At 64.8% G+C, this 25,362-nt stretch carries 24 protein-coding genes; 20 read left to right on the forward strand and 4 right to left on the reverse strand.

Going from position 1 to position 25,362, the window contains the following annotated elements:
- The first annotated feature begins 3 nt into the window (after positions 1–3).
- The 6 genes from E3C22_RS19550 to E3C22_RS19575 are packed head-to-tail and all read left to right on the forward strand — an operon-like array spanning position 4 to position 5,243.
- The gene (locus E3C22_RS19550; protein WP_134763543.1) at positions 4–288 is read left to right on the forward strand and encodes a hypothetical protein; all 285 of its coding nucleotides are present in this window, start codon (positions 4–6) and stop codon (positions 286–288) included.
- Positions 285–1,694: a His-Xaa-Ser system radical SAM maturase HxsB gene (gene hxsB, locus E3C22_RS19555; protein ID WP_134763544.1), complete on the forward strand. Its 1,410-nt coding sequence runs from the start codon at positions 285–287 to the stop codon at positions 1,692–1,694. The genes E3C22_RS19550 and hxsB overlap by 4 nt, the downstream gene beginning before the upstream one ends.
- Positions 1,691–2,785, forward strand: coding sequence for a His-Xaa-Ser system radical SAM maturase HxsC (gene hxsC, locus E3C22_RS19560; protein WP_134763545.1), 1,095 nt, complete (start codon positions 1,691–1,693; stop codon positions 2,783–2,785). The genes hxsB and hxsC overlap by 4 nt, the downstream gene beginning before the upstream one ends.
- Positions 2,786–2,796: 11 nt before the next feature.
- Complete coding sequence (locus E3C22_RS19565; protein ID WP_134763546.1) at positions 2,797–3,645, forward strand: peptidoglycan-binding protein; 849 nt, start codon at positions 2,797–2,799, stop codon at positions 3,643–3,645.
- Entirely contained in the window at positions 3,620–4,018 is a 399-nt protein-coding gene (locus E3C22_RS19570) for a TIGR03982 family His-Xaa-Ser system protein (protein ID WP_134763547.1), read from the forward strand. Before E3C22_RS19565 ends, E3C22_RS19570 begins: the two co-directional genes overlap by 26 nt.
- The gene (locus E3C22_RS19575) at positions 4,002–5,243 is read left to right on the forward strand and encodes a His-Xaa-Ser system-associated MauG-like protein (protein ID WP_206026990.1); all 1,242 of its coding nucleotides are present in this window, start codon (positions 4,002–4,004) and stop codon (positions 5,241–5,243) included. Before E3C22_RS19570 ends, E3C22_RS19575 begins: the two co-directional genes overlap by 17 nt.
- A gap of 6 nt (positions 5,244–5,249) precedes the next feature.
- Here E3C22_RS19575 and E3C22_RS19580 read toward each other — a convergent pair whose 3' ends face one another.
- Positions 5,250–5,633, reverse strand: a complete 384-nt coding sequence (locus E3C22_RS19580) for a hypothetical protein (protein ID WP_134763548.1) — start codon at positions 5,631–5,633, stop codon at positions 5,250–5,252.
- 789 nt (positions 5,634–6,422) lie between these two features.
- Here E3C22_RS19580 and E3C22_RS19585 point away from each other — a divergent pair.
- The 9 genes from E3C22_RS19585 (at position 6,423) to E3C22_RS19625 (ending at position 17,118) form a co-directional block, all read left to right on the forward strand.
- Positions 6,423–7,025 carry a hypothetical protein gene (locus E3C22_RS19585; protein ID WP_134763549.1) on the forward strand — a complete coding sequence of 201 codons (603 nt, stop codon included), beginning with the start codon at positions 6,423–6,425 and terminating at the stop codon, positions 7,023–7,025.
- A 13-nt stretch (positions 7,026–7,038) separates the two neighbouring features.
- A complete protein-coding gene (locus E3C22_RS19590) occupies positions 7,039–9,330 on the forward strand; it encodes a DDE-type integrase/transposase/recombinase (RefSeq protein ID WP_134763550.1) in 2,292 nt (763 codons plus the stop codon).
- A gap of 14 nt (positions 9,331–9,344) precedes the next feature.
- Positions 9,345–10,475, forward strand: coding sequence for an ATP-binding protein (locus E3C22_RS19595; protein WP_134763551.1), 1,131 nt, complete (start codon positions 9,345–9,347; stop codon positions 10,473–10,475).
- On the forward strand, positions 10,472–12,319 hold the full coding sequence (locus E3C22_RS19600; protein WP_134763552.1) for a TniQ family protein: 1,848 nt from the start codon (positions 10,472–10,474) through the stop codon (positions 12,317–12,319). The genes E3C22_RS19595 and E3C22_RS19600 overlap by 4 nt, the downstream gene beginning before the upstream one ends.
- A gap of 111 nt (positions 12,320–12,430) precedes the next feature.
- The gene (locus E3C22_RS19605; protein WP_134763553.1) at positions 12,431–13,801 is read left to right on the forward strand and encodes a nucleotidyltransferase domain-containing protein; all 1,371 of its coding nucleotides are present in this window, start codon (positions 12,431–12,433) and stop codon (positions 13,799–13,801) included.
- Positions 13,788–14,351: a type II CBASS E2 protein gene (locus tag E3C22_RS19610; RefSeq protein ID WP_206026995.1), complete on the forward strand. Its 564-nt coding sequence runs from the start codon at positions 13,788–13,790 to the stop codon at positions 14,349–14,351. Before E3C22_RS19605 ends, E3C22_RS19610 begins: the two co-directional genes overlap by 14 nt.
- Positions 14,245–15,333 carry a CBASS cGAMP-activated phospholipase gene (locus E3C22_RS19615; protein WP_167591834.1) on the forward strand — a complete coding sequence of 363 codons (1,089 nt, stop codon included), beginning with the start codon at positions 14,245–14,247 and terminating at the stop codon, positions 15,331–15,333. The genes E3C22_RS19610 and E3C22_RS19615 overlap by 107 nt, the downstream gene beginning before the upstream one ends.
- A 34-nt stretch (positions 15,334–15,367) precedes the next feature.
- Entirely contained in the window at positions 15,368–15,775 is a 408-nt protein-coding gene (locus tag E3C22_RS19620; RefSeq protein ID WP_134763555.1) for a hypothetical protein, read from the forward strand.
- Positions 15,776–16,326: 551 nt separating this feature from the next.
- Positions 16,327–17,118, forward strand: a complete 792-nt coding sequence (locus E3C22_RS19625) for a hypothetical protein (protein WP_134763556.1) — start codon at positions 16,327–16,329, stop codon at positions 17,116–17,118.
- 100 nt (positions 17,119–17,218) lie between these two features.
- Here the strand turns inward: E3C22_RS19625 and E3C22_RS19630 are convergent, their stop codons facing one another.
- Complete coding sequence (locus E3C22_RS19630) at positions 17,219–17,560, reverse strand: ribonuclease toxin HepT-like protein (RefSeq protein ID WP_134763557.1); 342 nt, start codon at positions 17,558–17,560, stop codon at positions 17,219–17,221.
- Positions 17,557–17,886, reverse strand: a complete 330-nt coding sequence (locus tag E3C22_RS19635; protein ID WP_167591835.1) for a nucleotidyltransferase family protein — start codon at positions 17,884–17,886, stop codon at positions 17,557–17,559. The genes E3C22_RS19630 and E3C22_RS19635 overlap by 4 nt, the downstream gene beginning before the upstream one ends.
- Positions 17,887–18,129: 243 nt before the next feature.
- On the opposite strand from E3C22_RS19635, the gene E3C22_RS19640 reads away from it, so the two are divergent.
- Complete coding sequence (locus tag E3C22_RS19640) at positions 18,130–18,615, forward strand: cupin domain-containing protein (RefSeq protein ID WP_134763559.1); 486 nt, start codon at positions 18,130–18,132, stop codon at positions 18,613–18,615.
- A 968-nt stretch (positions 18,616–19,583) separates the two neighbouring features.
- On the opposite strand, the gene E3C22_RS19645 is transcribed toward E3C22_RS19640, so the two are convergent.
- On the reverse strand, positions 19,584–20,600 hold the full coding sequence (locus E3C22_RS19645; RefSeq protein WP_134763560.1) for an LLM class flavin-dependent oxidoreductase: 1,017 nt from the start codon (positions 20,598–20,600) through the stop codon (positions 19,584–19,586).
- A 750-nt stretch (positions 20,601–21,350) separates the two neighbouring features.
- On the opposite strand from E3C22_RS19645, the gene pstS reads away from it, so the two are divergent.
- From pstS to pstB, 4 genes are all read left to right on the forward strand, one after another.
- Positions 21,351–22,403, forward strand: a complete 1,053-nt coding sequence (gene pstS, locus E3C22_RS19650) for a phosphate ABC transporter substrate-binding protein PstS (RefSeq protein ID WP_425364994.1) — start codon at positions 21,351–21,353, stop codon at positions 22,401–22,403.
- 266 nt (positions 22,404–22,669) lie between these two features.
- A complete protein-coding gene (pstC, locus tag E3C22_RS19655; protein ID WP_134763561.1) occupies positions 22,670–23,641 on the forward strand; it encodes a phosphate ABC transporter permease subunit PstC in 972 nt (323 codons plus the stop codon).
- 4 nt (positions 23,642–23,645) lie between these two features.
- Positions 23,646–24,488, forward strand: a complete 843-nt coding sequence (pstA, locus tag E3C22_RS19660) for a phosphate ABC transporter permease PstA (RefSeq protein WP_134763562.1) — start codon at positions 23,646–23,648, stop codon at positions 24,486–24,488.
- A complete protein-coding gene (pstB, locus tag E3C22_RS19665; RefSeq protein WP_134763563.1) occupies positions 24,485–25,318 on the forward strand; it encodes a phosphate ABC transporter ATP-binding protein PstB in 834 nt (277 codons plus the stop codon). The genes pstA and pstB overlap by 4 nt, the downstream gene beginning before the upstream one ends.
- Positions 25,319–25,362 lie beyond the last annotated feature (44 nt).

Here is a 25,362-nt window from a genome sequence, read left to right on the forward strand (position 1 = left end):
CGCATGGCAGACCGCAAAGCCGATTTGGATGCCGAAAATTCGGCGGCGATGGAAGTCGAGATCGAACCCGCGCTCTCCGACTTCGCCGGTGCCGCGGTCACCAGGCTTGGCTACCTCCATCCTCGCGCGACCTTCAACGTCCGCGACCACGTGATCGTGGTCGAAGGGGCCATCGGCGATGCACCGACGATGCGCCGGGACGTCCTTCACGCGCTGTACCGGGAGCGCATCAGCGACCGAGGCGAAGACCTGCGTACCCGGCTCATCGAGGGGCTCTTGTCGCGATGAACGTCTGGCCCCTGAAATTCCGGCCGACGCATGACGGCGCGATCCTGTTCGCCGACGACGCCGGAGGATTCTTTCGTTCGGACGGCGCCTTCCTCGACCGTTACGCGCTCGGAGCATTGACCGGGTCGGACCGGGAGTTCCTCTCGGCGAACGGCCATGCTTTCGAGACAGAGGGCGATCTCGATCACACGGGCTTCGCCTATCGATGGGCGTCGCGTCAGGCCGCCGCCGGCGATCTCGCCTACGTCATCCTCGTCCCGACGCTCCGCTGCAATCTCGCCTGCTCCTACTGCCAGGTCTCACGGGCCGACGAGCGCGCCCGGGGTCACGACTGGACGGAGGAGACGCTGAAGGCGGTGATCGCCTTCCTCGACGGGCTGAAGACCGAGAGCATCAAGGTCGAGTTCCAGGGTGGCGAGCCGCTCCTGCGGGTCGACCTCCTCGAGCGCGTGCGGGCGTTCTGCCGGCGACGCTTCAAGAGCGCCGAATTCGTGGTCTGCACCAATCTGCAGCGCCTCGGCGCGGCGGAGTGGGCCTTCATCGACGCGCCCGACACCTTCGTCAGCACGTCGATCGACGGCAACGTCGCGACCCATCGCGCCCAGCGGACCATCACCGACGACAAGACCGAGGAGTTCTTCTCTAACCTCGATCTCGCGCTGGAGAGGCTGGGGCCCGGGCGTATATCGGCGCTTCCGACGATCGACGTCGAGGCGCCGCCGCCGGCCGCATCGGTACTGGACACCTATGCGCGCTACGGGATCCGGTCGATCTACCTGCGGCCGATCAACTACCAGGGTTTCGCCCGCAAACGCCACGCGGCATTGAACGTCATGGATCGCTGGAACGCGATCTACCGCGAGTTCGTCGACCTGATGATCGAGCGGAACGCCGAGGGCGGCGAGACCTTCGAGGAATACTACCTCGTGCACTGCCTTCGCCGCGTGCTGCGGACCGGGCAGGACGGACACGTGGACCTGAGGAACCCGAACTTCCTCGGCCGCGACTATCTCGTCCTCGATCATGACGGGCGCTTCTACCCGACGGACGAAGCGCGCATGATGACACGCATCGGCCAGATCGACCTGTCCGTCGGCGACATCTTTTCCGGGCTGGACACCTCGAAGCTCGACGCGTTGAACGCGCACGCCACCAACCTCTTCGATCCGGACTGCCTGCATTGCCCGTATCAGGCCTTCTGCGGCGTCGACCTCGTGGACGACATCGCGCGGGAAGGCCGGATCGACGGCCCGAAGATCCATACCGACTTCTGCCGCCGGCATACCTTCATGTTCGATCTCGTCTTCGAGCTTCTCTACTCGCGAGATCCGAAGGTCCGCCGCTCGCTCGCGATCTGGGCCGGAGTTCCGGACCTTCCCTACTCGATCGCGCCGGAGCACGCATGATCCCGCTTCGCTTCAAGGTGGATCCCCTCCCCGTCGACGAGCCGATCGTCACGCGCCTGCGCGCTGCCGACGCCCCGGATGCCGGCCCGTTCGACGCCGTGTTCCTGGGTGCGGACGGACCGGTCTCCGAATTCGACCTCGCCGGATTCCCGCTGCGGCTTCACGATGCGCCGATCGAAGACGTGGAAGACGACGTCATCCTCGTCCTTCCGGGGCAGGCGTCGGCGCATCGCCTGATCCGCGCCGCCTCGCCGCACAACACGCTGCTCGTCACCGAGCGCTGCGACCAGTTGTGCCTGATGTGCTCCCAGCCGCCGAAGCGGCACCACGTCGACATGTTCCCGCATTTCCGGGAGGCCGTGAGGCTCGCGCCGCGGGACGTCTATATCGGCCTGTCCGGCGGCGAGCCGACGCTGTTCAAGGAGGACCTCTTCCGCTTTCTCCTCGACGCGATCGAGGCGAGGCCGGACGTCCGGTTCCATATCCTGACGAACGGGCAGCACTTCGAGGAAAGCGACGTCGAAACGCTGGCCTCGATCCCGCACGACCGGGTTCTCTGGGGCATTCCGCTCTACTCGCACGTTCCCGCCCGGCACGACGAAATCGTCGTGAAGCCCGGCGCGTTCGACCGTCTCATGAGATCCTTCGCTATCCTCGCCCGCGCCGGCGCGGCCATCGAACTGCGGACGGTGGTGATGAAGCCGAACGCGCCGGATCTCGTCGCGCTCGCCCGCCTCGTCACGACCCGCCTCCCCTTCATCTCGGTGTGGGCGCTCATGCAACTCGAGAACATCGGCTACGGCCGGAAAAACTGGAACGACCTCTTTCTCGACACCTCTGCGCCGGACGCCTTCGCGCCGATCGCCGAGGCGACCGATCTGGTGCGGGCGAGAGGCATCCAGGCGCTCCTTTACAACTTCCCGCTCTGTACGGTGCCGGCCGCGTACCGCTCGCTCGCTCCGCGCACGATTTCCGACTGGAAGCAGCGCTACCTCGATGCGTGTACAACCTGTAGCGCTCGTGGGGCTTGTAGCGGCTTCTTCGAGTGGTATCCTGACGATCGGGGATTTTCGGGGGTCGCACCGTTATGAAGAGGCTATTCATGATCCCGTCGCTGATCGCGGCGGGAATGTTTCCGAACAAGGCTTCGGCCATCGTGCCGGGCTCGCTCCTGGCGAAGCCGGATCCGAAGCCGACGCTGTTCGAGCGGTTCCGGCTGCAGCACAAGTACATCCTCGCCGGGCATCGCTCGCATTCGAGCCACGCGTCCCATGCCTCGCATTCGAGCCATCGATCCTCGTCCGGTGGCGGCTACAGCTACAGCAGACCGAGCTACACGCCGCCGGCACGGAGCTACACGCCGCCCAGCACTCCGTCTTACGTGCCCCGCACCACATCCGTGCCCGACGTGGGCTCGTCGACATCCGGCGGCAGCGTCCAATTTCTCGACGGATCGGGCTCGGGCCTGGACGATCCGTCGGATTGGGAAGTCGTCGGCGTCATCCGGCAGACGGCGTGGCTGCACAAGAAATCCACCGCCACGAGCGAGACATCCGAAGCTGTCGTCGGCGCGGAGATCTCCGGTCTGGGAACGGTCCTGTCCATCAACGACTCGGACTGGTCCGTAACGACCGACGCCGGCATCGTGCGTCTCAGCGATCGCGCCTCCGTCACCCGCAATCTCGACAGCGTGCCGAACTCCTCGATTCTTCCGAGTTCGTCCTCGGTCGCTCCGAAGGTGCTCCCTGGCAATTCCGAGAAGTTCAAGAAGATCGTCATGCAGGTGCAGACGGCTCTCTACACCTACGGTTACTACACCTCGTCGATCGACGGCGTCGTGGGGCCGAACACGCGGGTGGCCCTCTCCAAGATGCAGTCGGACTACGGTCTCAAGGTCACCGGCACGGTGACGCCCGAGGTACTCGATGCGCTTGGCGTCCAGGCTCAGTAAGGTCATCGTTCCGGCTGTCGCCTTCGCGCTCGGCGTGGCGGCAGCAAACGTCGGCGCTCCGTTGTGGAAGGCCGGCGTTATGGACGCGAACCAGGCGGAGTTCGGAGAACTCACCTATCGCTGCGACCACGCCATGCGATCGCAGATGATCGCCAAGCAGAAACTCGTCACGCACCCTTCGGAGGATGCGGTGCGCGACGAAGAGGCGATGGAGGTCGGGCTGCTCGCATGTCAGGATTACGACCTGATGCGCAAACGGCTGATCCGGTGGGGCCTCACCGAAAACGAAATCAGCGAGATGAGCCTGCGCGCCGTCGAGGAACGCGCCGACACTCTCCAGGACGTCGTCCGCATCCATGAAATCCGCTACTAGCGCCGTTCTTCTCGCGCTTCTGGCAGGATCCGTCACCCCGTCTTCGGGCGAAGGGCTCCGCGAGAAGGTTCTCCGCAAGAGCGCGATCGATGCCGGACTGACGCCGGCTGCGGAAACGCACGTCCGCGTCGATAGCGGAATGGCGGAGGCCGGCAGACTTCTCTTCCAGTCGAAATCGCTCTCGCTCGACCACGAGACCGCCTGCGCGTCCTGCCATCTCGACCGCTTCGGCTCGTCGGACGGCCTCCCGAACGCCATGGGGGTCGGCTCGACAGGCCAAGGAACGGCCCGGATGCGGAGCGGCGGCGCGGTCATCCCGCGCAACACGCTGCCGTTCTGGGGACGAGGCGGGAAAGGCTTCACGACCTTCTTCTGGGACGGAAAGGTCGACGGCTCGTCCGGCACCATCCTCAGCCAGTTCGCCGGCCGGGAGCCTTCGCAGGACCCCCTCGTCGTCGCCGTCCACCTTCCGCCGGTCGAGATCGACGAGATGGTCGCCGACACCGCCGAGCACAGCACGCTCGAAGGCGAGAGCGTCGGATCGGCCGCGAAAGTCTTCGATGCCCTTGCGGAGCGCGTCCGCTCCCTTTCCTCACTGGCGGATCCTCTGGCCGCGGCGACCGCCAAACCGGTCGAGAAGCTCGACTTCAAGGACATGGCCGAAGCGATCGCGGCCTTCATCCGACAGAATTTCGCGATAGGCACGACCCGGCTGCACCGGTTCGTCTTCGACGGCGGACCGCTGAGCCCGCAGGAGATCGCGGGCGGCCTCCTGTTCTATGGCAAGGCCCATTGCTCGGCCTGCCACGACGGCCCGTACTTCAGCGACATGTCCTTCCACGCCGTCCCGTTCCCGCAGGCCGGCTTCGGCAAGAACGGATTCGGGATCGACTACGGCCGGTACAACGTCACCATGGACCCGGCCGACCTCTACCGGTTCCGCACGCCGCCGCTCTACAACGTCACGAAGACTGCGCCCTACTCCCATTCCGGCGCCATCGCCGATCTCGGCGACGCCATCCGCGCCCATGTCGACCCGCTGGCGATCTACGACCCGCGCTCGATGACCGGCGTGCAGCGCGCCGACTTCTACGAGCGCCTGAAAGCGTGGTCGAGCGAGCCGATCAGCGGGGTCTATCTCGCCGACGACGAGATCCGCGACCTCGAAGCTTTCCTGAAGACGCTGGAATATGACAGTCGCGAGCCGGTGGCCGAAACCGACTGATCCGGGTCAGCAGCCGCAGTTCGACTGGAAGGACGGTTCAGGCAAGCAGGCGAGTTCCTGCCGCGGGAATCCGAAGTGGTGCCGATCGAACTTGGCGAAGAAGCCGCCATTGGCCCAGCACCACGAGCCGTAGCCGAACACCTTGGTGTAGGCGTCGCAGGAGCGGCCGAGGTAAAGGATTTCCCGACCTTCGACGAGATGGCTCCCCGCGCCGGTCCCCACCATACGGCTTACCGGATACTTCGACGCCAGACGATAGCCGTCCGCCGTGCAGGTGACGTCGTACTCGTGCCCGTCGGCGACCACGGATGCGGCTCGCGCACCGCAAGGAATTGCCAGGAGCGAGATAGCGAGAGCGATGGATTTCATCGTCGAACCGTATGGAATCATCAGACCGTCGCAGGCTGCCAGACCGGACGGTGTCGTCGCAAGAGACGACCATGGGCTGCGAGAGGAATCCGATTCCCGGGGCTTGACGCCCGAAGAGATTGTTCTCAGTCTGTTCTCGTCGTTGACGTTCGGTTCACCACCTCGGTGGTTCGACGCCCCGACACTGGAAAAATAGATTGCAACCGGCAGTGCCTCCGGCCTAGCCTTGGAACAGTCCCATGCAGACCCTTGGATCAAAGGAATCCCGCTTCGTGACCACCCTGACCAACATGATGCTCAAGCGCCTGCGGATCGTCCGCCGCGTGAAGAGCGCTGTCCGGGTGGCCGAAGTTCAGACGGTCTGAGGGCAGCCCCTCTTCACGACACGTGACGACCGCTCGCGCCTGGCCATCCCAGCCTTTCCGCGTGCCCGGCCTTTGCGCCGCCTCCAGCACATCCGCGAACTCGAACGCAGCCTGACGGCCCGCTGACCGCGGCCGGCGCCATCATCCGCGCCGCCGTCGTCCGCCCCGTCGCGTCCTCAACTCGCGCCCTCAGCCCGGTCCGCATCGCGGTCCGGGAACAGGGAAACCGTGTCTTAACCCACAACCTTAGGAGGTCGGCAGTGAAATCCATGTCTCAATCCCAATCCGGACCGTCCAGCCGTCTCTGCTGCGACCGCGACACCGCCTTCTCCCCCTTCGCCCTTTCGGCGCACGGCGGAGCGAACGGGGCCGAGGACGCATCGGACGCGGCGACTAATCACACCCGGTAGTCCCTCCGCGCCGGGTCGTCGGAGATCGCGAAACGATGAGAGCGTCGAGCTTTTCCCTGACCGGCACCTATGCGGGCCTCGGCGCGCTCAACTACGGCGCCGAGAGCAACCTCGAGGTCAAGAACCTCCTGGTCGCGGAGGCCGATCCCGACGTCGTCTCGATGACGATCCAGAAGCGTCTCCGCTACCGGGACGAAGAGGGGCGGCTGCGGAGCCACGTCTTCGACCTCGTGAAGACGCTGCGCAGTGGGATCGTCGTCCACGACGCGGTCAAGCCGAAGGCGAAGCACGAGCGTTCGGGGATCCACGCGGTCATCGCGGCCTTCCGTGCGCAGCGGCAGGATCGGCGGGCATTCTTCCAGGTCGTCGACGAGGACATGCTGCCCGACTGGCGGGTGGCCAACGCGGTTTTGACCAAGAAGGCCCTCGACGAGCCGGACCCCGACGCCGACGACCGGCTGTTCGAGGCCCTGTGCACCGCCGACGGTCCGCTCACGGTGGAGGAAGCCGGCCGCCGCGCCGGCCTCGGAAACCGCGCCCTCGCTGCGGCCGCCCGGCTGCTGCGCAATCGGGAGATCGCCCTCGTCGGCGGCCGCCTGCTCGAGATCTGCTCGGCGATCGTCATCGCCGAGCAGTAAGGACGGAACCCTCATGAATATTCACTTCAGAGGCGCCGAGCCGATCATCTTCCGGCTCAACGCGCATGATCGGATCCACATCGGGGACGATCTCTACCGGCACCAGGCGACGACCGAGGATCATCAGGTCCTCGCTCCGCTCGGCCAACTGAGAAACCCGCGCGAGATCTCCCATGCGGAATTCGAGCAGGGCCTGTTCGCCGGCACGATCGTCGTCGACGCGGGGTATTTCACCCTCAGCCAGCAGAACGCCCGCCGTCTGGGCGCGACGTCGCTCTTCGACCTGGAGCCGGCGGATCGGGCCGTGCTGCTTCATCGCCGGCGATGGGTCGAAGCCTTCGTCCTGCTCTGCGAGGCCAAGCGCGCCAGCCGCTCCGACGCCGGCATCGCGCGTGGGATCAAGATCATTCAGGAGGAGCGTCTCGCCCTGGGCGAAGACGAAGCCGAAACCGGGGTCGGTCTGCCGAGCCCGTCCGTCTACCAGCTTCGCAAGTGGAGCCTCGCGTTTCTGAGGGATCAGGACATCATGGCGCTTCGGGACGGGCGCTGCCGGTCGGGCCGGCATGGCAGGACGCTGAACGATCTCGTCGAGGACGTGATCGCGCAGTTCGTCCCGACCTTCGCGTCCGACACCCGTCCGAACTGTCCCATGATCCATCTGACGATATGCCAGGAGATCGACCGGCTGGTCGCCGAGCGCAGGATGACGATTCCGCCGGAGAAGCCTTCGCTGCGGACGATCCAGCGGCGGGTCGAGAAGCTGCCGGTGCTCGACGTCCTGTTCGGGCGCCACGGGCGAGCGATGGCGATGCGCAGGATGAGCCCGGTTCTCGGAGGCGTCGAGGCGTCGGCACCGTTCGAACGCATCGAGATGGACGAATGCCGCGTCAACCTGATGTCCCTGATGGTGCAGTCGCGCCGCTGGATGACGCTCACCGAGGAGCAGCGGAAGGAGATCGCGCGGATCCGCCTTTGGGCGACGGTGGCGATCGACTGCCGGACGCGGTGCATCGCAGGCGTCCACGTCCATGCGGAGCCGCCGTCTCACCGCAGCGCGCTGACATGCCTTCATCATGTCCTCGTGGACAAGACGCCGGCCGCCCGGGCGACGGGTGCGGCGTCGCACTGGCGCATCTGCGGAAAGCCCGAAGCCGTGTTCACCGACAAGGGCGCCGCCTTCATCTCTGGTGAATTCCGGGCCGCGCTCGACGACATGGGAGTGACCCACCTCAAGCCGCCCGCCGGGACCCCGCAGTTGCGCCCGCGCATCGAGCGGTTCTTCGGCACGACCGCGAGCAGCCTGATGGGCTACTTCACGGGCCGGACCTTCGCGCACGTCGTCGACCGAGGCGATTACGAAGCCGAAGACCTGGCCAGCCTGACGGCGGCCGAGTTCGAGGGCGCGCTCGTGCGGTGGATCTGCGACGTCTACCACAACGAAGCCCATTCGGGGCTGCGCGGACGCACGCCGATGTCGGTGTGGCGTACGGAGACGCGGCACCACCGGATCCGGACGCCGCCGGAGGCAACGCTGCAGCGGGTCATCTTCGGCGTGCCGTTCCAGCGCATCCTGCAGAAGACGGGCATCCGCTACATGAACGGCTACTACCATGCGCGCCCGCTCGCGCGGATGCTGGCCGATCATAGCCGGGAAGCCGGGCAGGAAGAGCGGACCGTCGAGATCCGGGTCAATCCCTACGCGCTGTCGGCCATCGCCGTCCGCACGCCGGAGGGTTGGGTGACGGCGCAGCGCACGGGTTACGGCCCGGCGCCGGCGACGCCCTCGCAGCCCTACGACCCGAAGACGGCCGGAGAGACGTTCGTCGACGTCATGGAGCACATCCGCAACTACGACAGGCCGGACGCGCTCGAAGAGGCGGCGCTCGCCCGCGATCGTGCCGCCAGGCTCGCGGCGCATGCCGACCTCGAGGCGCTCGCCGAAGAGGCGCGGCTGCGGAGCGGCGTCGGCGACCCCTGCCCGAGCCCTAAGGATCTGGAGCGGGCCCGTAAGCAGATCGAGGAGCACTTCGATCGCTGGGAGGCCCGTCTTCGCTCGTCCGGCGCGGACATCGTGCCGGAGGAAGCACGGGCGGTCTCGGCGAATCTCGAGGGGCCGGATCCCGAAGGCCGGGCACGCCGGGCAGCAAAGCGGCGGCAGAGCGCGATGTCCGGACGTATCGCCCCCCGGACGGCTGCCGTTCCGGTCGACCCGCCGGCGCCCGCTGCACTGCCGGCGCGGGAGCAAACGGAAGAACCACCCATTCCCTCGGTCGCCCGGCGTAGCGCCGCCGACCTCGACGACTGAGAAAGGATTCAGCCATGCCGCCATCGAGCGCCGTCCAGCGAAGTCTCGCGCGTCTTGCCGAAGTGACGGAGCGCGAAGACCCCGCCTTCGCCGAATACCGCCGGAAGATCGAGCGGTTGAAGACCCTTCACCTGCCGATGGCGCGGCGCGAGAAGGCGCTCTCGATGCGACTGAAGGCGCTCATCGCGCACGTCCTGGCGACGGGCCCCGACGGCGAGCGACGCGAGGAAGGCAACTTTCTGGCGGTGCTGGGGCCGTCGGGCGCGGGAAAGACGCGCCTGTGCGATCGCGTCTTCTCCTCCTTCGAAGGGCTGCGGACCTTCGAGGACGACGAGGGCACGGTCCGCCCCCTCATCACAATTCGCGCGCCGCGGCCGTGCGAATCCCGGGAGTTCGCCATCATCATGCTGCAGGCTCTCGGGATGCGGCAGGAGAACTTCCCGGGCGTCGCGGATCTGACGCGGGTGCGGGCCTGGGCGATGGTGCGCCGGCTGCTCGTCGAGTGCGGGACGCTGATCGTCCACGTCGACGAGTTCCAGCACGTCGCGGAAGCCGACCTGATCGACGCCGAAGAGGTCGTCGACACGCTGAAGAACATCTCGCAGCAGACGGACAACCCGGTCTCGCTGGTGTTCTCGGGCTTGCCGAAGATCCAGGGGTTCATCGCCGGCCGGTTCGGCAATCCGCAGGTCATGCGCCGCGACAACTTCTTCGAGGTGCCGCCGCTCGATATCGCCCGTGATCGGCGGAAGCTGATCGACTACGTCGCCGAGGTGGCGAGGACGGCAGGCCTCGCCGACCGGACGGCGACGCAGGGGGACTTCGTCGAGCGCCTCGTCCATGCGTCCACGGGCCAGTTGGGTCGCTTCGGCATTCTGGCCTCGCTCGCCGCGAACGAGGCATTGCTCCTGCGCGACGAGACGCTCGAGCCCGGGCATTTCGCGGAAGCGGTCCGGCTGCTGACCCTGTGCGCCGACGAGCAGAACGTCTTCCTGGTCTCCGACTGGCCGGAGATGGCGGTCTGGCCGGACGACCCGCAGACGGCGATCCTGATCGCGCGGGACGAGGAAGAGTTCTACGCCTCTCCCAAGCGGCGCCAGGTGTCGCGCAAGCGCGGCCGCGCTCCGAAGGCGCAGGAACAATGACACCCGGCCTTCTTCCGCGGCGCCCCCGTCCCCGTCACGACGAGACGCCCTGGAGCTACGCCTCCCGTCTCGCCTGGGCGAACGGGGCGTCCTCTCTCGAGCACCTCGTCACCCGCTGGGGCTTTCGCGTCTTCGACATCGGCAACGGCAATCCGGCCGCGCTCTCCCTCCTTGCCGCGCTCGCCGGCGTCGAGCCGCTGTCCGCCGCCACCGGCATCGTCATGGACGGCCGGACGTACCGCATCGGGCGCGAACTCGTGCGCAAGAGCAACCTCGCGCGCAGGCGGTTCCGCGTCTGCCCCGTCTGCGTGGCCGAAGACGTCGCCTCCAGGTCGGGATCTCCGACGCTGCGAACGCATGGCCGGCTGCCGTGGGCGATCGAGGCGCTATCGACCTGCCGCGAGCACGAGGTGGCTCTTCGCGAATACGAGCCCGCCGCGACGATCGGCGGCGTAGAGTTCGCCTACTGCATCGAAACGAACCTGCCGGCGATCCTCCAGGACGCTCGCGCGCCGGAACGGCGGGTGCCGGTGGGCGCGGAGACGTATCTGGCCGGCCGCGTCTTCGGCGGCGGACACACCGCGCCGTTTCTCGACGGTCTGCCCTACCATGTCGCAGACCGGCTCATGGAAATCGTCGGCATGACGCTGACCGAAGGCCCGGCCGCCGTTCGTCATGGCAGGCCGCCAGCGGATCTGCATCTCGCTCGCGCGGAGGGCTTTGAAGTCCTCAAGGACGGCGCCGACGGCCTGCGACGCATCATGCGCATGCTGGTCGACGACGCCCTCGCCGATCCGGACGCGAACTGGGGTCTGCGGCCTATGCTCGGGCGCCTTCACGACTGCTTTCTCCCGCGCGAGTCCGGCCCGGAGGTCGAGCCGATCCGCGAGATCATCGCGGAGTTCGTCGCCGAGACCATGCCGCACCACCATGCCGGCGTCGCCGTCGGCCGGAAGGTCGAAAGCCGCCTCCTCTCGATCCGATCCGCCTCGGAGATGAGCGGCTGGCATCCGAAGACTCTCCGCAAGGTGCTGCGCCTGTTCGAGATGATCGGACCGGAGACGGACGGCCTCATGGACGAGCGCGTCGTGTTCGAGCGCGCCGCCTTCGAGGCGCGGTTTCCGCCGGCGTCGGAAACCTTCTCGCGAAATGCCCTCGCCGAATACCTGCAGATGTCGCGCGTCCACGGCAAGATCGTGATCGAGACCTACATCGAGCCGTTCTACGGCAAGGACAAGCGCTACGGCATCGGCGAGTTCCGGTTCACCCGGGCAGCGGCGGACGCCTTCATGGACCGCCTGTTCGCCGGCGCCGTCGAGGTCGACGCGCCGGCGGACGGCATGGTCGACATCTACGAGGCCCGGCACCGCACGTTGTCCACGGTTCCGCAGATGATCGACCTGATCCTGTCGGGGCGGCTGACCTGGAAGGGCCGCCTTGCCGGCCGGCGCGACTACGGTGCGCTTCTGCTCGACCTTGCCGAGGTCCGCCAGCGCCTATCAGGCGAGGATCACGGCGGCTTGGCCGCCTACAAGGCCGCGAAGATCATGAAGACCCGACCCGAGGTGGTCGCGGCGCTGATCCGGATCGGCGCCCTGCCCTCGTTCATCGCCAAGGATCCCGTGAACAAGTGCGACGTGCTTTTGGTGCGGCCGGCCGACATCGAGGCGTTCCAGGCGCGGTACGTCTCCCTGTTCACGCTCGCCCGAGAGCGCGGGGAGCATTTTCGGCATACGATGCAGTTCGTCCAGCGGGCGGCGCTGCGGCCGTGCTTCGATCCGAGGATCGTGGATGTCTGCTTCTACGATCGGCATGACCTCCCGACACCAAGCGATCGCTGCTGAGGATCCGGCCGCCCTCGTTACGTCAGCGTTAATATCTCGCTAACCAAGGATTGCACCGAAGACCTGCCGTTACTACATCGGGCAAACAACCGGTGAGGCTTGGGAGGTGTCATGAATATCCGCGCGAATATCGACGAGAGCCTTGCCATCGACCCTGTAGAGGCGGCTCTCATGGACTTGGCCAGGTCCATCCAATTGACGCCGACAATGCATCGTGAGGCTACACGCCGATATGAGTCTCTCGCGGAATATGTCGACCGAGAGGGAAGCCCGCTCCAGGACGAGGTCAAAGAAGTCTACCCGTCGGGAAGCTTCGCGATCCATGCAGCCATCCGCTCGGACATCAAGCGGGAGCAGCATGATGTCGACGCGGTCCTGGAGATCCTGGTCGCGCAAGATGCCGACCCTGCGACGGTTCTCGACGCTCTTGAGAAGGCAATCGTGGGTGAGTCGGGCGGCGGCTACCGCGGCCGGGAGGTTGAGCGAAACAGCCGTTGCATCACGGTCCACTATACCGATGGCGTAACGGTCGATCTCATGCCGGTGGTTCGGCTGCCGAACACGCCCGAGCGCGTCGCCAATCTCTTCCATCATAACGAGGAGAAGGGAGAGAGCTACCGGAAGCAGGTCAATCCGAAGGGGTTTGCCAACCACTTCAACGAAGTTGTCGAAATCAGTGCCGAATTCGCCAAGAGGTTCGATACCCGCCGCTTCATCGTCGAAGGCGCTACCTATGCCGAGCAACTGGTTCGGGATCTGAACGCACCGAGCGAGGTGCTGACGGAGAAGGCCGAGACCCAGCCGATGCCGGATTTTCTGCCTCTCGATCAGAAAGCTCCCCGCGTGGTCGCGTTGCAGATTTTGAAGCGGTTCCGAGACAAGCGGTACAGGAAGCATGACGATCACAGAGGGCAACGGAAGCCTCCTTCTGTGGTGATGGCGGCACTGGCGCTCGAGGCCACGCCTATTGCGCCGACATTGACGGATGAACTGATCGCGGTGGCCGAGACGATCCGGAACGCGATCGTGGCGGCAGACCTCGCTGGCAGGAAGCTTGAGGTTCGCAATCCTGCGCACGAGGAGGATATCTTCACCGATCGCTGGCCGGAGGATCGCCATGCTCAGCGTCTCTGGGCAGCGGACCTGATCCACCTCGTGAACAGCCTTCGTCTCCTGAAGGCGAAGGGCTTCGATCCTGTTTCGGTGAAAAAGACCTTCGACGACCTCTTCGGAGAGGACATCGCCGACCGTGTTCTCGAGGAGCATTACAGGGTTCACAACGCGGCCGTGCTGAGTGGCAACTCCAAGATGACGCACGATGGAAGGCCGGTCTCGCCTGCCGTTCCGGCGCGGCCGACGTCCCCTAGACACCCTCGGCCTTCGACCCCGGCCATCATCGGAGGCGCAGCCGCGTCCGGTCTCATCACCCCCGCACGAGCCAACACCAGCATGGGCGGCGTCATTCCCGATGATGACCATTGAACGACAGATAGAGGATATGGCCGCTTGTCTGCCGGAGTGGCAGATGACCCGCATAGCCGAGCGGACCGCTTTTTGGGTCGGTGAATTGACGCCCTACAACACGACCTACCGCGTCCGGGTCGAGCACACAGTGCCACCGGTGATCGAATACCAATGTCTCCTGAGATTGCAGCCTCTCGTCGAGGTTCTTTCGCCTCGACTCCAGAGGCGGAATGGCAGTGCGGAAGGCGCGCTACCCCACGTCTACTGGGAGCATCCGCGGGCGGCACGACCAGGCCCGTTCCTTTGTGTCTTCGATGCCGATGCACGCGAATGGACCCTCAGCGACCCGCTATCGACCACCACTATCCCGTTCACCCTGAACTGGCTTCAGTCCTACGAGGGCTGGTTGGCGACGGGCAAATGGTTGGGGCTGGGGCGACATGCAGGACAGGAGCGAACGGGTGAGCCAAACTACAAACTCGAGCCGGGAACTGGCCCCGATACCCCAAGGAGTTCGCTCGACAGGTTCGCGGCGCTCGCGGCGTCCACAGCAGCCCTGGGAAGCTGAAGAGTTCAGGATCCTCTCGATCGACGGAGGCGGCATCCGGGGCATTCTGCCCGCGACTATCCTTGACCTGTGCGAGCGACATTTCCTTCGCGGTGAGTCCGCCGGCGACTACTTCGACATGATCGCAGGCACCTCTACCGGCGGCATCATTGCACTCGGATTGGGCAAGGGCGAAACGGCCGGCGACATCCTGAAGCTCTACACCGATCATGGAGAAGAGATTTTTCCGCCGGAACCCGAGAGAAAGGGCGTCCAGAAGGTCGTCGGGGACTGGTGGAAGTTCGGGCGAAACGTGAGCGGTGTGCGCTACGACGCACAAGCACTGACACGGCAGCTTGAGCGCACGTTCGGCAGCCAGCTTTACGGCGAGAGCAAACGACGGCTCGTGATACCGACCTTCGACGCGCATACCAAGGTCAACGTCTTGAAGACCCCTCACCATGGGGACTTCCAGATCGACTGGCAGAAGCGGATGGTGGACGTAGCATTGGCGACGTCGGCAGCGCCGACGTATCTACCGCCTCACCGGATCGGCACGCAGGTCTACGCCGATGGCGGCGTCTGGGCGAACAACCCGGTGATGCTTGCGCTCGTCGATGCCCTCACCTGCTACGACCTCGACAGACATAAGGTCCGGATCCTCTCCCTCGGCTGCGGCTCAGGCGAACTGAGAATGTCCGAAAAGCAGATCTCTCGCGGCGGCCAGTGGGATTGGCGCGACATCGTCAACGTCGCGATGGAACTGAGCAGCCAGAACGCCGACGGTCAGGCCAAACTGCTCGTTGGACCCGAGCGCTTCTGCCGCTTGGATATTCCGGATCAGGTTCACCCGATCCCGCTGGACGACGTCAAAACTGCCAAGGCCATCCTGCCAGGCGAAGGAAAGCGCTTGTTCGATGAAGGGAGGGAGGAGCTTGCATCCTTCTTTGACAACCCAAGGCCGACTTACCCCGCCTTCTACGGCCCCCGTAAAAGTTCGTAACCTGACACAAAATAGACTAAAGAAAGGAGGGCAGATGTATCCCGGTGGCGCAGCTAGTATGAAAATATTTATCAAAAATCTTGTCGAAAACGGCAATATAGACGAAGAGCGAATAATATTCACCGCAAAGGATGATTGCAATTTATTTTCTTATTTAGTCACGGACACCACATACGAAGATAGTGGTGCTGTATCCGATAAACTCAGGCACACCTATTTTTTCCCTGATCACGAGGTAAGGAAGGGAGATTTGATTTCTCTTCGTACTGGCGTAGGTAATGATATTGTATATGATAAAGGTGGCAAAAAGATACATAGGTTTCATTGGGGGCTTAGGCGGCCTGTCTGGAACAATTCCGGAGACCGCGCAATGCTGATCGAAATTGGAAGAGTAGACGTATTCCCTCGCTCTCCGAACCCCTTTCGTGGCGGGCGCCTGTGAGGTACCCACCATCTGCGCGATGGCGGCTACACTCAGAACCACATCGCTATGGTCGACGCTCCATCCTATCTCCGGGGCGCCCCTGCGATGACTTCATTTGTCACCTGCGGCCGATTATGTGGCGCGACCGCGAGGCAAGTGGTTGATTTCGGGTGAGCGGTGAACGCGACTGCGAGGGACTATGTGTCGCGGGACAGGCCGTTCCGCAAGGGACGGCCGGCACGCTCGCTCTTTCCACACGAAGTTTTCAAATTGCTCCACCGATTTTATCGGCTGGATAGTGCTTGATACGATCGCAGTGGTCCGTAAATGCTCGGGGAGGCGCCTTGGATTTGCTGCTCGGATGAAACAGACTAGTCCAGACGGACGTTCAGGCTCACTTAGACGATTATACCAGACGAATTCATATAACGGTTTACGTTAAAGATAACTGTGCTAAACTACGTTGCGTTAGAATGGTCCACGTAGAATCATTCTGGCGACAGAATTTGCTAAAGATATCTCCGACGTTACGCGTCGGAAATATTGCGTCCCCACGCACCGAGGCGCACATGAATAAGAAAGACGAGATCAGTGGTACAGATGGCGCTTCACCGTTAGTATTTTTAAAGCATTGGGCTCGAACCAACCCGGCTTCGGCTGCGATTGTATTCGGGGGTATCGCCTGCTTCGCCGCTGTTGCGCTTGTTTCTGCGTTTGGAATCGATTTTCAAAGCAATATAGCTCCTGTATTTTATATTTTAGGCGTAGGGCTGTTTCTAGCTATTGCGACGCAAATAATAAATAGTAAAATTATCATGAGTGTTATATGCTGGTTCTTTACTATTTTACTTATTCTATGGGTTTTATCATACATAGCACTGCGGGGGGCGCCGCTCTCGACAACAGCGCGACAACAATTATCATGTGTCGTTTATTTTTGGCTCGACTGTAAAGAGACCGTCGATTCCCAGACTGTATCAAACGTACAATCTTCGGAAACTCCCAATAATGCATCAACTTTTCCGGCGCCTAGCGACACTTTGCCTTCGCCGCCAAAAGCAGTGCGGCCGTCGGAATACACCGTCTCCATGCAGTTCGCCGGCACCCTCACCCGCGACAGTATCCGAGAGCTGATGCGCAAGCTCAAAGAACAGGGTTGGAACGTCGAAGGAGTTGCAGGCGGAGGGGAACGAACAGCAAAGGCGGCCGGCTTATCCGAAATTAGATACTCCGGCGATCCATTGCCAGCGGAAATACTCGCGAAGGCGGTTCAGTCCTCTAATCTAGCAAAAAATGAAATTAAAGCCGTTCGCGTCTCCTCTGTACCGGAAAAAACATTAGAAATCTGGATTAGCCGATAGAATTCTGTCAGTTTGAGGCCCCGCCATCGTCAAAAATTCGAGATTAGTACTCACCGCTCCGTCACAGGAACCGTCTCATTCATCGATCGCCTTCAACCGCTCAACAGTCCCCTTTGAGCCTGACCGCCAGCCGCCCTGCCGGCTCCACCGCCGGGCGTGCGAACTCGTCGCGACGTTCCCGCGAAAGCCGCCGGATGATGGTGGCATGCCAGTCGCCGCCCTGCGGCGGGTCTTCGCCCAGTATGTCGAGAGCCTTGACCAGCGCGGCCTCGACGGAGGTGTGCCCCGACTGCAGCGCATGCATCAACGCCATCGAGGCGCGGTAGCCTGCAACGTCGCTGCGTTCGAAGCCGCCTTCGTCGTAAAGCAGGGCGGCCATCCGAAAGTGCCGGATGGCGACCGCAAGGTCGTCTTCGACGTCGATGAACCGGGCATCGCTCACGCGAGCACCTGCAGATCCCTTGCGTTGCGCTCCAAAAAGTCTGTCGACATCGTACGGAAGGTCAGAGCATCGAGGTCGAGCCCTTCCAGGCGACACGCCTCCTCCAGATAAGCGAAGGCTTCGTGTTCCCGCGCGATCGGAAAGTCGACGAGAACGTCCAAGTCGCTCTTGTGGTCCATGGTCCCGCGCGCTGCCGAACCGAACAGCACGAAGCGGCCGCCTTCCCGCCGGGCATAGTCCCGCAGCCGAGCAGCAACGCGCGCGGCAGCGGCCGAGCGGCGGCTTGCCTCTCGCATCTTTCGCTCGCTGATCGTCACGACGGACATGGCTCTACGCTCTCGTTCCCCGCAGAAAATAGGCGTTTCTTGGAGACCTGACAAACCGTGAATGGGGGCGTTGCGACGGCTCCGCCCCATCGGGCCGGGGTCGCGGCGGGTCTCCGACAAAAAGCCCTTGCGAAAGCAGGTGGCCGTGTTGCCTGTCTTGCCACTCTCAGCCTTTCTCGCCGCTTTGCCCCGCGACCGTCTGCCGCTACCATCTCCCCACGACACAGCGATGAGGACGCAACGATGACCGACCACAGCCACGCAGAACAACCCCGCTGGAAGCACGACGGCGTGCGCGTCATCAAGGGCGACAGGCTGGATTCCAACACCGCCCAGACCCCGGGCATGTTCCGCCAGGCGGCGATCAACCATGCCCGCGTCGGCGCGCAAAAAATCTGGGCCGGGACGGTGACGATCGAGCCGGACGCCAAGACCGGCGTGCACCATCACGGCGAACTCGAAAGCGTCATCTTCGTGCTCCGCGGCAAGGCCCGCATGCGCTGGGGCGAGCGGCTGGAATTTACCGCCGAGGCCGAGCCCGGGGACTTCATCTTCGTGCCGCCCTTCGTGCCGCATCAGGAGATCAACGCCGATCCGTCTGCGCCGCTCGAATGCGTGCTGGTGCGCTCCGACAACGAGGCGGTGGTGGTCAACATCACCGATGTCGATCCGGTCGAAAAGCCGGAGGCGGTCTATTGGGTCGACCCGATCCACAAGCAGCCGGAATAGCCGTCGGCGCGTTTCTCATCGGTGCGAGGCTCGATTTTCAAAAGACCTCGATCCCTCGATGCGCTCGGTTGGAGAGCCATAGACCCGGGAAAAGGCCAATTGAGGCCGATCGGTGAGACCTGCTCCCGGATCGCCGGCGCGATGAACGCACCGCGGGGATAAGCGCCGCGTCCTTCCAGCCATAAGCTGCTGATTTTCCTCGCTGCCGCAAAAATTCTTATCCCCACCCCACAGTGCCGCCCCATACTTCCCCCATCGCCGGTCCACCCCATCCAGTCGACGGGAACCGGGCACGGGCGCTCACCGGGAGCGTCTGCGGGCCGGCGATGCGGTCTCCGCGCCGTTCGCCCTTCCGGAGGGCGGGCGTCCCGGACGGCCTCCTGGTGCCGCTGGTCCCTCGCGTAATACGGCGCGGGCGCGGATCGGTCCGCTTGAGGTCGCCGTGCTGAAAAGGCACTGGCGGGTGAAGAGCCAGCCGCCACCGGACCCCGTCGATCAGGCGGGCGACGGTCCATGGAGGCAGGAAAAGAGCCGCGCGGTGCGCCGGAGGCGAGCCGGAAACGTGTGACTACCACGGAGGGCTTGCCTCCGGTGCACCGCCGCCCGAGCCCTTCGCGGGGGGGGCGACAGGGACCCGCCAGCGAGGCCGAAGGCCGAGCTTAAGGGTGGGACAGAGAACACCCCCGGCCGCAGCGCGGCGCGGGAACGCGAAACCGTGGGCGCCGACACCGGCAGGGAGGAGTGCAATCCTCCCCGCTTCGTCATTCTCGGGCCCCGTCCCGAGAATCCAGAGATCATAGGGCTCTCTTGCCGTCGGCTGCGGAGGGCAGAAGCGGCCGACGCAGCGGCGGTCGCCCTAAATCCTCGGGACGGGGCCCGAGAATGACGATGCGCTGAAGGACGGCTTTCGTCCCTGACCAACCGCACAGGACAGGAAAACCCCGCCCGGCGAAAGCGCCACTGCCCGCTCACCGCCAGCCCATCGCCGGGGCGACATGGGTGAGGATCGCCTCCAGCACATGGGCGTTGTAGGCGACGCCGAGCTGGTTCGGCACCGTCAGGAGCAGCGTGTCGGCCTCGGCGATCGCCTCGTCACGCTTCAGCTCCTCGATCAGCTGGTCGGGCTCGCCGGCGTAGGACCGGCCGAAGATCGCCCGCATATTGTCGATCTGGCCGATCTGGTCGCTGTCCTTGCCGCGGCCGAAATAGGCCCGGTCCTGGTCGTTCATCAAAGCGAAGATCGAACGGGAGACGGAGACGCGCGGCGCCCGCGCATGGCCGGCGTCCTTCCAGGCGTCGCGGTAGAGGCGGATCTGCCTCGCCTGCTGGACATGGAAGGGCTCGCCGCTCTCGTCTTCCTTGAGGGTCGAGCTTTGCAGGTTCATGCCAAGCTTGGCCGCCCAGACGGCGGTGGCGTTGGCGCCGGAGCCCCACCAGATGCGCTCTCGAAGCCCTTCCGAATGCGGCTCGAGGCGCAGGAGGCCGGGCGGGTTCGGAAACATCGGCCGGGGGTTCGGCTCGGCGAAGCCCTCGCCCTTCAGGACCTCGAGGAACACCTCGGCATGGCGCCGACCCATGTCGGCGTCGCTCTGGCCCTCCTGAGGCTGGAAGCCGAAATAGCGCCAGCCCTCGATCACCTGCTCGGGCGAGCCGCGGGAGATGCCGAGCTGCAGCCGGCCGCCGGAAATGAGGTCGGCAGCCCCGGCGTCCTCGGCCATATAGAGCGGGTTCTCGTAGCGCATGTCGATGACGCCGGTGCCGATCTCGATGCGGCGCGTCTTCGCGCCGACGGCGGCGAGCAGCGGAAAGGGCGAGGCGAGCTGGCGGGCGAAATGATGGACGCGGAAATAGGCGCCGTCGGCGCCGAGTTCCTCGGCCGCGACCGCAAGATCGATCGACTGCAGCAGCGCATCGGCGGCCGAGCGCGTGCCGGAATGCTGCGAGGGCGACCAGTGGCCGAAGGAAAGAAAGCCGATCTTCTTCATCGTCGCAAACCCTTCAAACTGCCTTCCGTGTCACGGGCCGCCGCAAGGCGCATTGGAGCGCTCTGACAGCCGTGGCGCCCGCGAAGGCACGGCGCGCTTCGACGAAAGGCCAAACAGCAACGGCGGCGTCAAGCCGATCGCCACGACGCCGGCGGTGACGGGCCGTTCAGAGTGCGGGAATGGCGACAAGAGGATGGCCTGGACGGGAACGGCCCGGTGCGTCTCGCCAGCCGCGCATCGACCGGCTGCCGAGTCTCAGTGGCAGGCTCGCGGCGTGCTCGCGGGATGGTCGCGGACACGCCCAAGTACGCGATCCGGCGTATCTTACCAAGATGTAATGTTGACCGCCGCGAGCCGCAAACACGTGCCGTTGCTGTACTTTCGCTGCGAAGTTGTCGCCCACAGGTCGGCAGGACAGCCCCGTCTGTCACATAAGTTTTATAAAGCAGGACCAAGGGACCCACGCGCATCGGCGACGGCGGACGCGGCGGCTGGACGGGCATCATGGCCCGGCCCGGACGGCCTCGCCCCCGGCACGATGCGGCGTCGTGTCAGTCGGTGCAGGTCCCTCGCTTTGGTCGGTCGTTTCCGAAATCTCGCCTCGGCATCGTGCGGCCTGACGCCGCGCCGGCGGGATCGCGCGCACCGGCCAAATGGCCGGAGCCTGCCGGCAGGCTCCACCGGCTGCGGCCATCCTTCCCGAACATCCGCTCGCGGGTCTTCGATCATCCCCTCTCCAAGGAGACTTCCATGTTGAACCGCCTCAAGGCGACGGCGCTCTCGGCCGTCCTTCTCGCTGCCGGTCTCGCCGGTGCGGCCCATGCCGCCGACATCTCCGGCGCCGGCGCCACCTTCCCCTATCCGATCTATTCGGACTGGGCGAAGGCCTATCAGAAGAAGACCGGCACCGGCCTCAACTACCAGGCCATCGGCTCGGGCGGCGGCATCAAGCAGATCGAGGCCCGCACCGTCACCTTCGGCGCCACCGACAAGCCGCTCGAGGGCGACGAGCTGAAGCAGAACACCCTCGTCCAGTTCCCGACGGTGATGGGCGGCATCGTGCCGGTGGTCAACGTCAAGGGCGTCAAGCCGGGCGAACTCGTCCTCGACGGCAAGACGCTTGCCGCGATCTACATGGGCAAGATCACCAAGTGGAACGACCCGGCGATCGCCAAGCTGAACAAGAAGGCCAAGCTGCCGGATGCGGCGATCGCCGTCGTCTACCGCTCCGACGGTTCGGGCACGACCTTCAACTACACCACCTATCTCGCCGACGTCGCGCCCGAGTGGAAGGACAATGTCGGCGTCAACACCTCGGTCGAGTGGCCGGTCGGCGTCGGCGCCAAGGGCAATCAGGGCGTCGCGGCCAACGTCTCGCAGACGGCCAATTCGATCGGCTATGTCGAATACGCCTATGCCCTGCAGAACAAGATGACCTACACCGACATGGTCAACAAGGACGGCAAGCGGGTCGCCCCGAAGGCAGCCGCCTTTGCCGCCGCGGCCGAAAATGCCGACTGGTCGAGCCAGCCCGGCTTCGGCGTGATCCTTGCCAACCAGCCCGGCGCCAAGACCTGGCCGATGACCGCCGCGACCTTCATCCTCATGCATTCCGATGCCAAGGATCCCGCGGCTTCCGCCGAGGCGCTGAAGTTCTTCGACTGGGCCTATGCCAAGGGCGACAAGATGGCCGCCAAGCTCGACTACATCCCGATGCCCGATGCGGTGGTCAAGGAGATCGAGCAGGAATGGGCGGAGATCAAGGGCTCCGACGGCAAGGCCGTCTGGTCCGCCGGCCACTGACGACCGCATCGGCCCGAAAATCGGGACCGATTTTCGGACAGCACGATGCGGTGATTCAGTGAGTGAGAGCGTCCTTAGCGCGTCCTGTCGGACGCGCGGCGCTCTACCGCATCGGCCCGAAGATCGGGACCGATTTTCGGAAAGCACGATGCGATGATGCAATGAGTCAGAGCGTCCTTGGCGCGTCCGTTCGGACGCGGGACGCTCCAAAGCGGCGGGGGCCGGTTGCGGCCCTCGCCTTTCCCCCCTCTCAGCAAAGACCCGCCATGAGCCTCGCAATCGATGCAGCGAAGGGGAGACCCAGATCCGCGCCATCCCCGGCGCGGGGCGATGCGGTCTTTCGCGGCCTCACTCTTGGCGCCGCGATCATCGTCCTCGCCGTCCTTGCCGGCGTCTTCGTCTCCCTCGTCGTCGGCGCCTGGCCGGCGCTCCAGACCTTCGGCCTCGACTTCTTCGTCACCCGGTCCTGGAACCCCGTCACCGAAAAATTCGGTGCGCTGGCGCCGCTCTACGGCACGCTGGTCAGCTCGGTCATCGCGATGATCATTGCCGTTCCCGTCGGCCTCGGCATCGCGATCTTTCTGACCGAGACCTGCCCGCGGCCGCTGCGCCGGCCGGTCGGCATCGCCATCGAGCTTCTCGCCGGCATCCCGTCGATCATCTACGGCATCTGGGGCCTCTTCGTCTTCGCGCCCTTCATGCAGAGTGTCGTGCAGCCGGCGTTGATCGGCTCGCTCGGCGAAGTTCCGCTGATCGGCCCCCTGTTTGCCGGGCCCCCTTATGGCATCGGCCTTTTGACCGCCGGGCTCATCCTCGCGATGATGATCCTCCCCTTCATCGCCTCGATCGCCCGCGAGGTGTTTCTCACCGTTCCCGACATGCTGCGCGAAGCCGCCTATGGCATGGGCATGACCCGCTGGGAGGTCAACCGCTCGATCGTCATCCCCCATGTCCGCTCGGCGCTGGTCGGCGGCACCATGCTGGCGCTCGGCCGCGCCCTCGGCGAGACGATGGCGGTGACCTTCGTGATCGGCAACGCCCATCGCATCCCGGGATCGATCCTGCAGCCGGGAACGACGATCTCGGCGGCGATCGCCAACGAGTTCACCGAGGCGACGACCGGCATCTACACCGCCTCGCTGGTCGCCCTCGGCCTCGTCCTCTTCGTCATCACCTTCCTGGTTCTGGCCGGCGCCCAGCTGATGCTCGGCCGCATGCGGCGACGGGCGGGAGAGTGAGCCGATGAGTTCGAAACTCGCCCGGCGCAAGCTCGTCAATGGGGTGATGATGGGGCTGACCAGCCTCGCCGCGGCGCTCGGCCTCGCCGTCCTCGCCATCATCCTCGTCCATCTCGTCGTCAAGGGACTGGCGTCCTTCGACATGACGCTGTTCACCGAAGACACACCCGGGCCCAATTCGCCGGGCGGCCTTCGCAACGCCATCGTCGGATCGCTGATCATGACGATGCTCGCCATGGTCGTCGGCATACCGGTCGGCGTCCTCGCGGGAACCTATCTTGCCGAATACGGCCGGTTCTCGCGGCTCTCGGCGGTCATCCGCTTCGTCAACGACATCCTACTCTCGGCTCCCTCGATCATCGTCGGCCTGTTCGTCTACCAGATGCTGGTGGTGACGCTCGGCCATTTCTCGGCGATCGCCGGAACCGCGGCGCTGGCGATCCTCGTCGTGCCGATCATCGTGCGCACCACCGAGGATGTCTTGCGCCTCGTCCCCGACAGCCTGCGCGAGGCGGGGCTGGCGGTCGGCGTGTCGCGCTGGCTGGTGATCCGCAAGGTGGTCTACACGGCGGCGCGGGCCGGTATCGTCACCGGGATCCTGCTGGCGCTTGCGAGGATCTCCGGCGAGACGGCGCCGCTGCTCTTCACCGCGCTTTCCAACAACTTCTTCTCCCTCGACATCGACGCCCCGATGGCGTCGCTGCCGATCACCATCTTCCAGTTCGCCCTGTCGCCCTACGAAAACTGGCAGGCGCTCGCCTGGGCCGGGGCGCTCCTGATCACCATTGCCGTGCTGGCGCTCTCGATCATCGCGCGGCTTCTGACGACGAAGCGGAAAACTTCATGAGCGACGTGCTGACCACCGCCCCGACGACGACGCGTGTCCGGCGCGGAGAGATCGCCGAAGTCGCGGCCGCGGCGCCTGCCGCGCGCATCGACATCCGCGATCTCGACTTCTTCTACGGCAAGCACCACGCGCTGAAGAACATCTCGCTGGCGCTCCCCGACCGGCAGGTGACGGCGATCATCGGGCCGTCCGGCTGCGGAAAGTCGACGCTGCTGCGGGTGCTCAACCGGATCTACGACCTTTATCCCGGCCAGCGGGCGACCGGCTCGGTCGTCATCGACGGCACCGACGTGCTCGCCGCCAGGACCGACCTCAACGCCTTGCGCAGCAAGGTCGGCATGGTGTTCCAGAAGCCGACGCCGTTTCCGATGTCGATCCACGACAACATCGCCTTCGCCCTGCGGCTCAACACCGATCTCAGCCGCGCCGAGATCCACGAGCGGGTCAAGACGGCGCTGAAGAAGGCGGCGCTCTGGAACGAGGTGAAGGACAAGCTCGACGCCTCCGGGCTGTCGCTGTCCGGCGGTCAGCAGCAGCGTCTCTGCATCGCCAGGACGATCGCCACCGAGCCGGACGTCATCCTTTTCGACGAGCCGGCCTCCGCCCTCGATCCGATCTCGACGGGCCATATCGAGGAGACGCTGAAGGAGCTGCGCGAGGAGTTCACCATCGTCATCGTCACCCACAACATGCAGCAGGCGCAGCGGATCAGCGATCGCACCGCCTTCATGTATCTCGGCGAACTCGTCGAATATGCCGAGACGCGGGAAGTCTTCGAAAGCCCGCAGGAAAAACGCACCCGCGATTATGTGATGGGCCGGTTCGGGTAAGGCGGCGGGCAGACTTGTCGGTTCGCCCGGACGGGCCCCGGCAT

Source organism: Jiella endophytica, from assembly GCF_004519335.1.
In the GTDB taxonomy this organism is placed as follows: Bacteria; Pseudomonadota; Alphaproteobacteria; order Rhizobiales; family Rhizobiaceae; genus Jiella; species Jiella endophytica.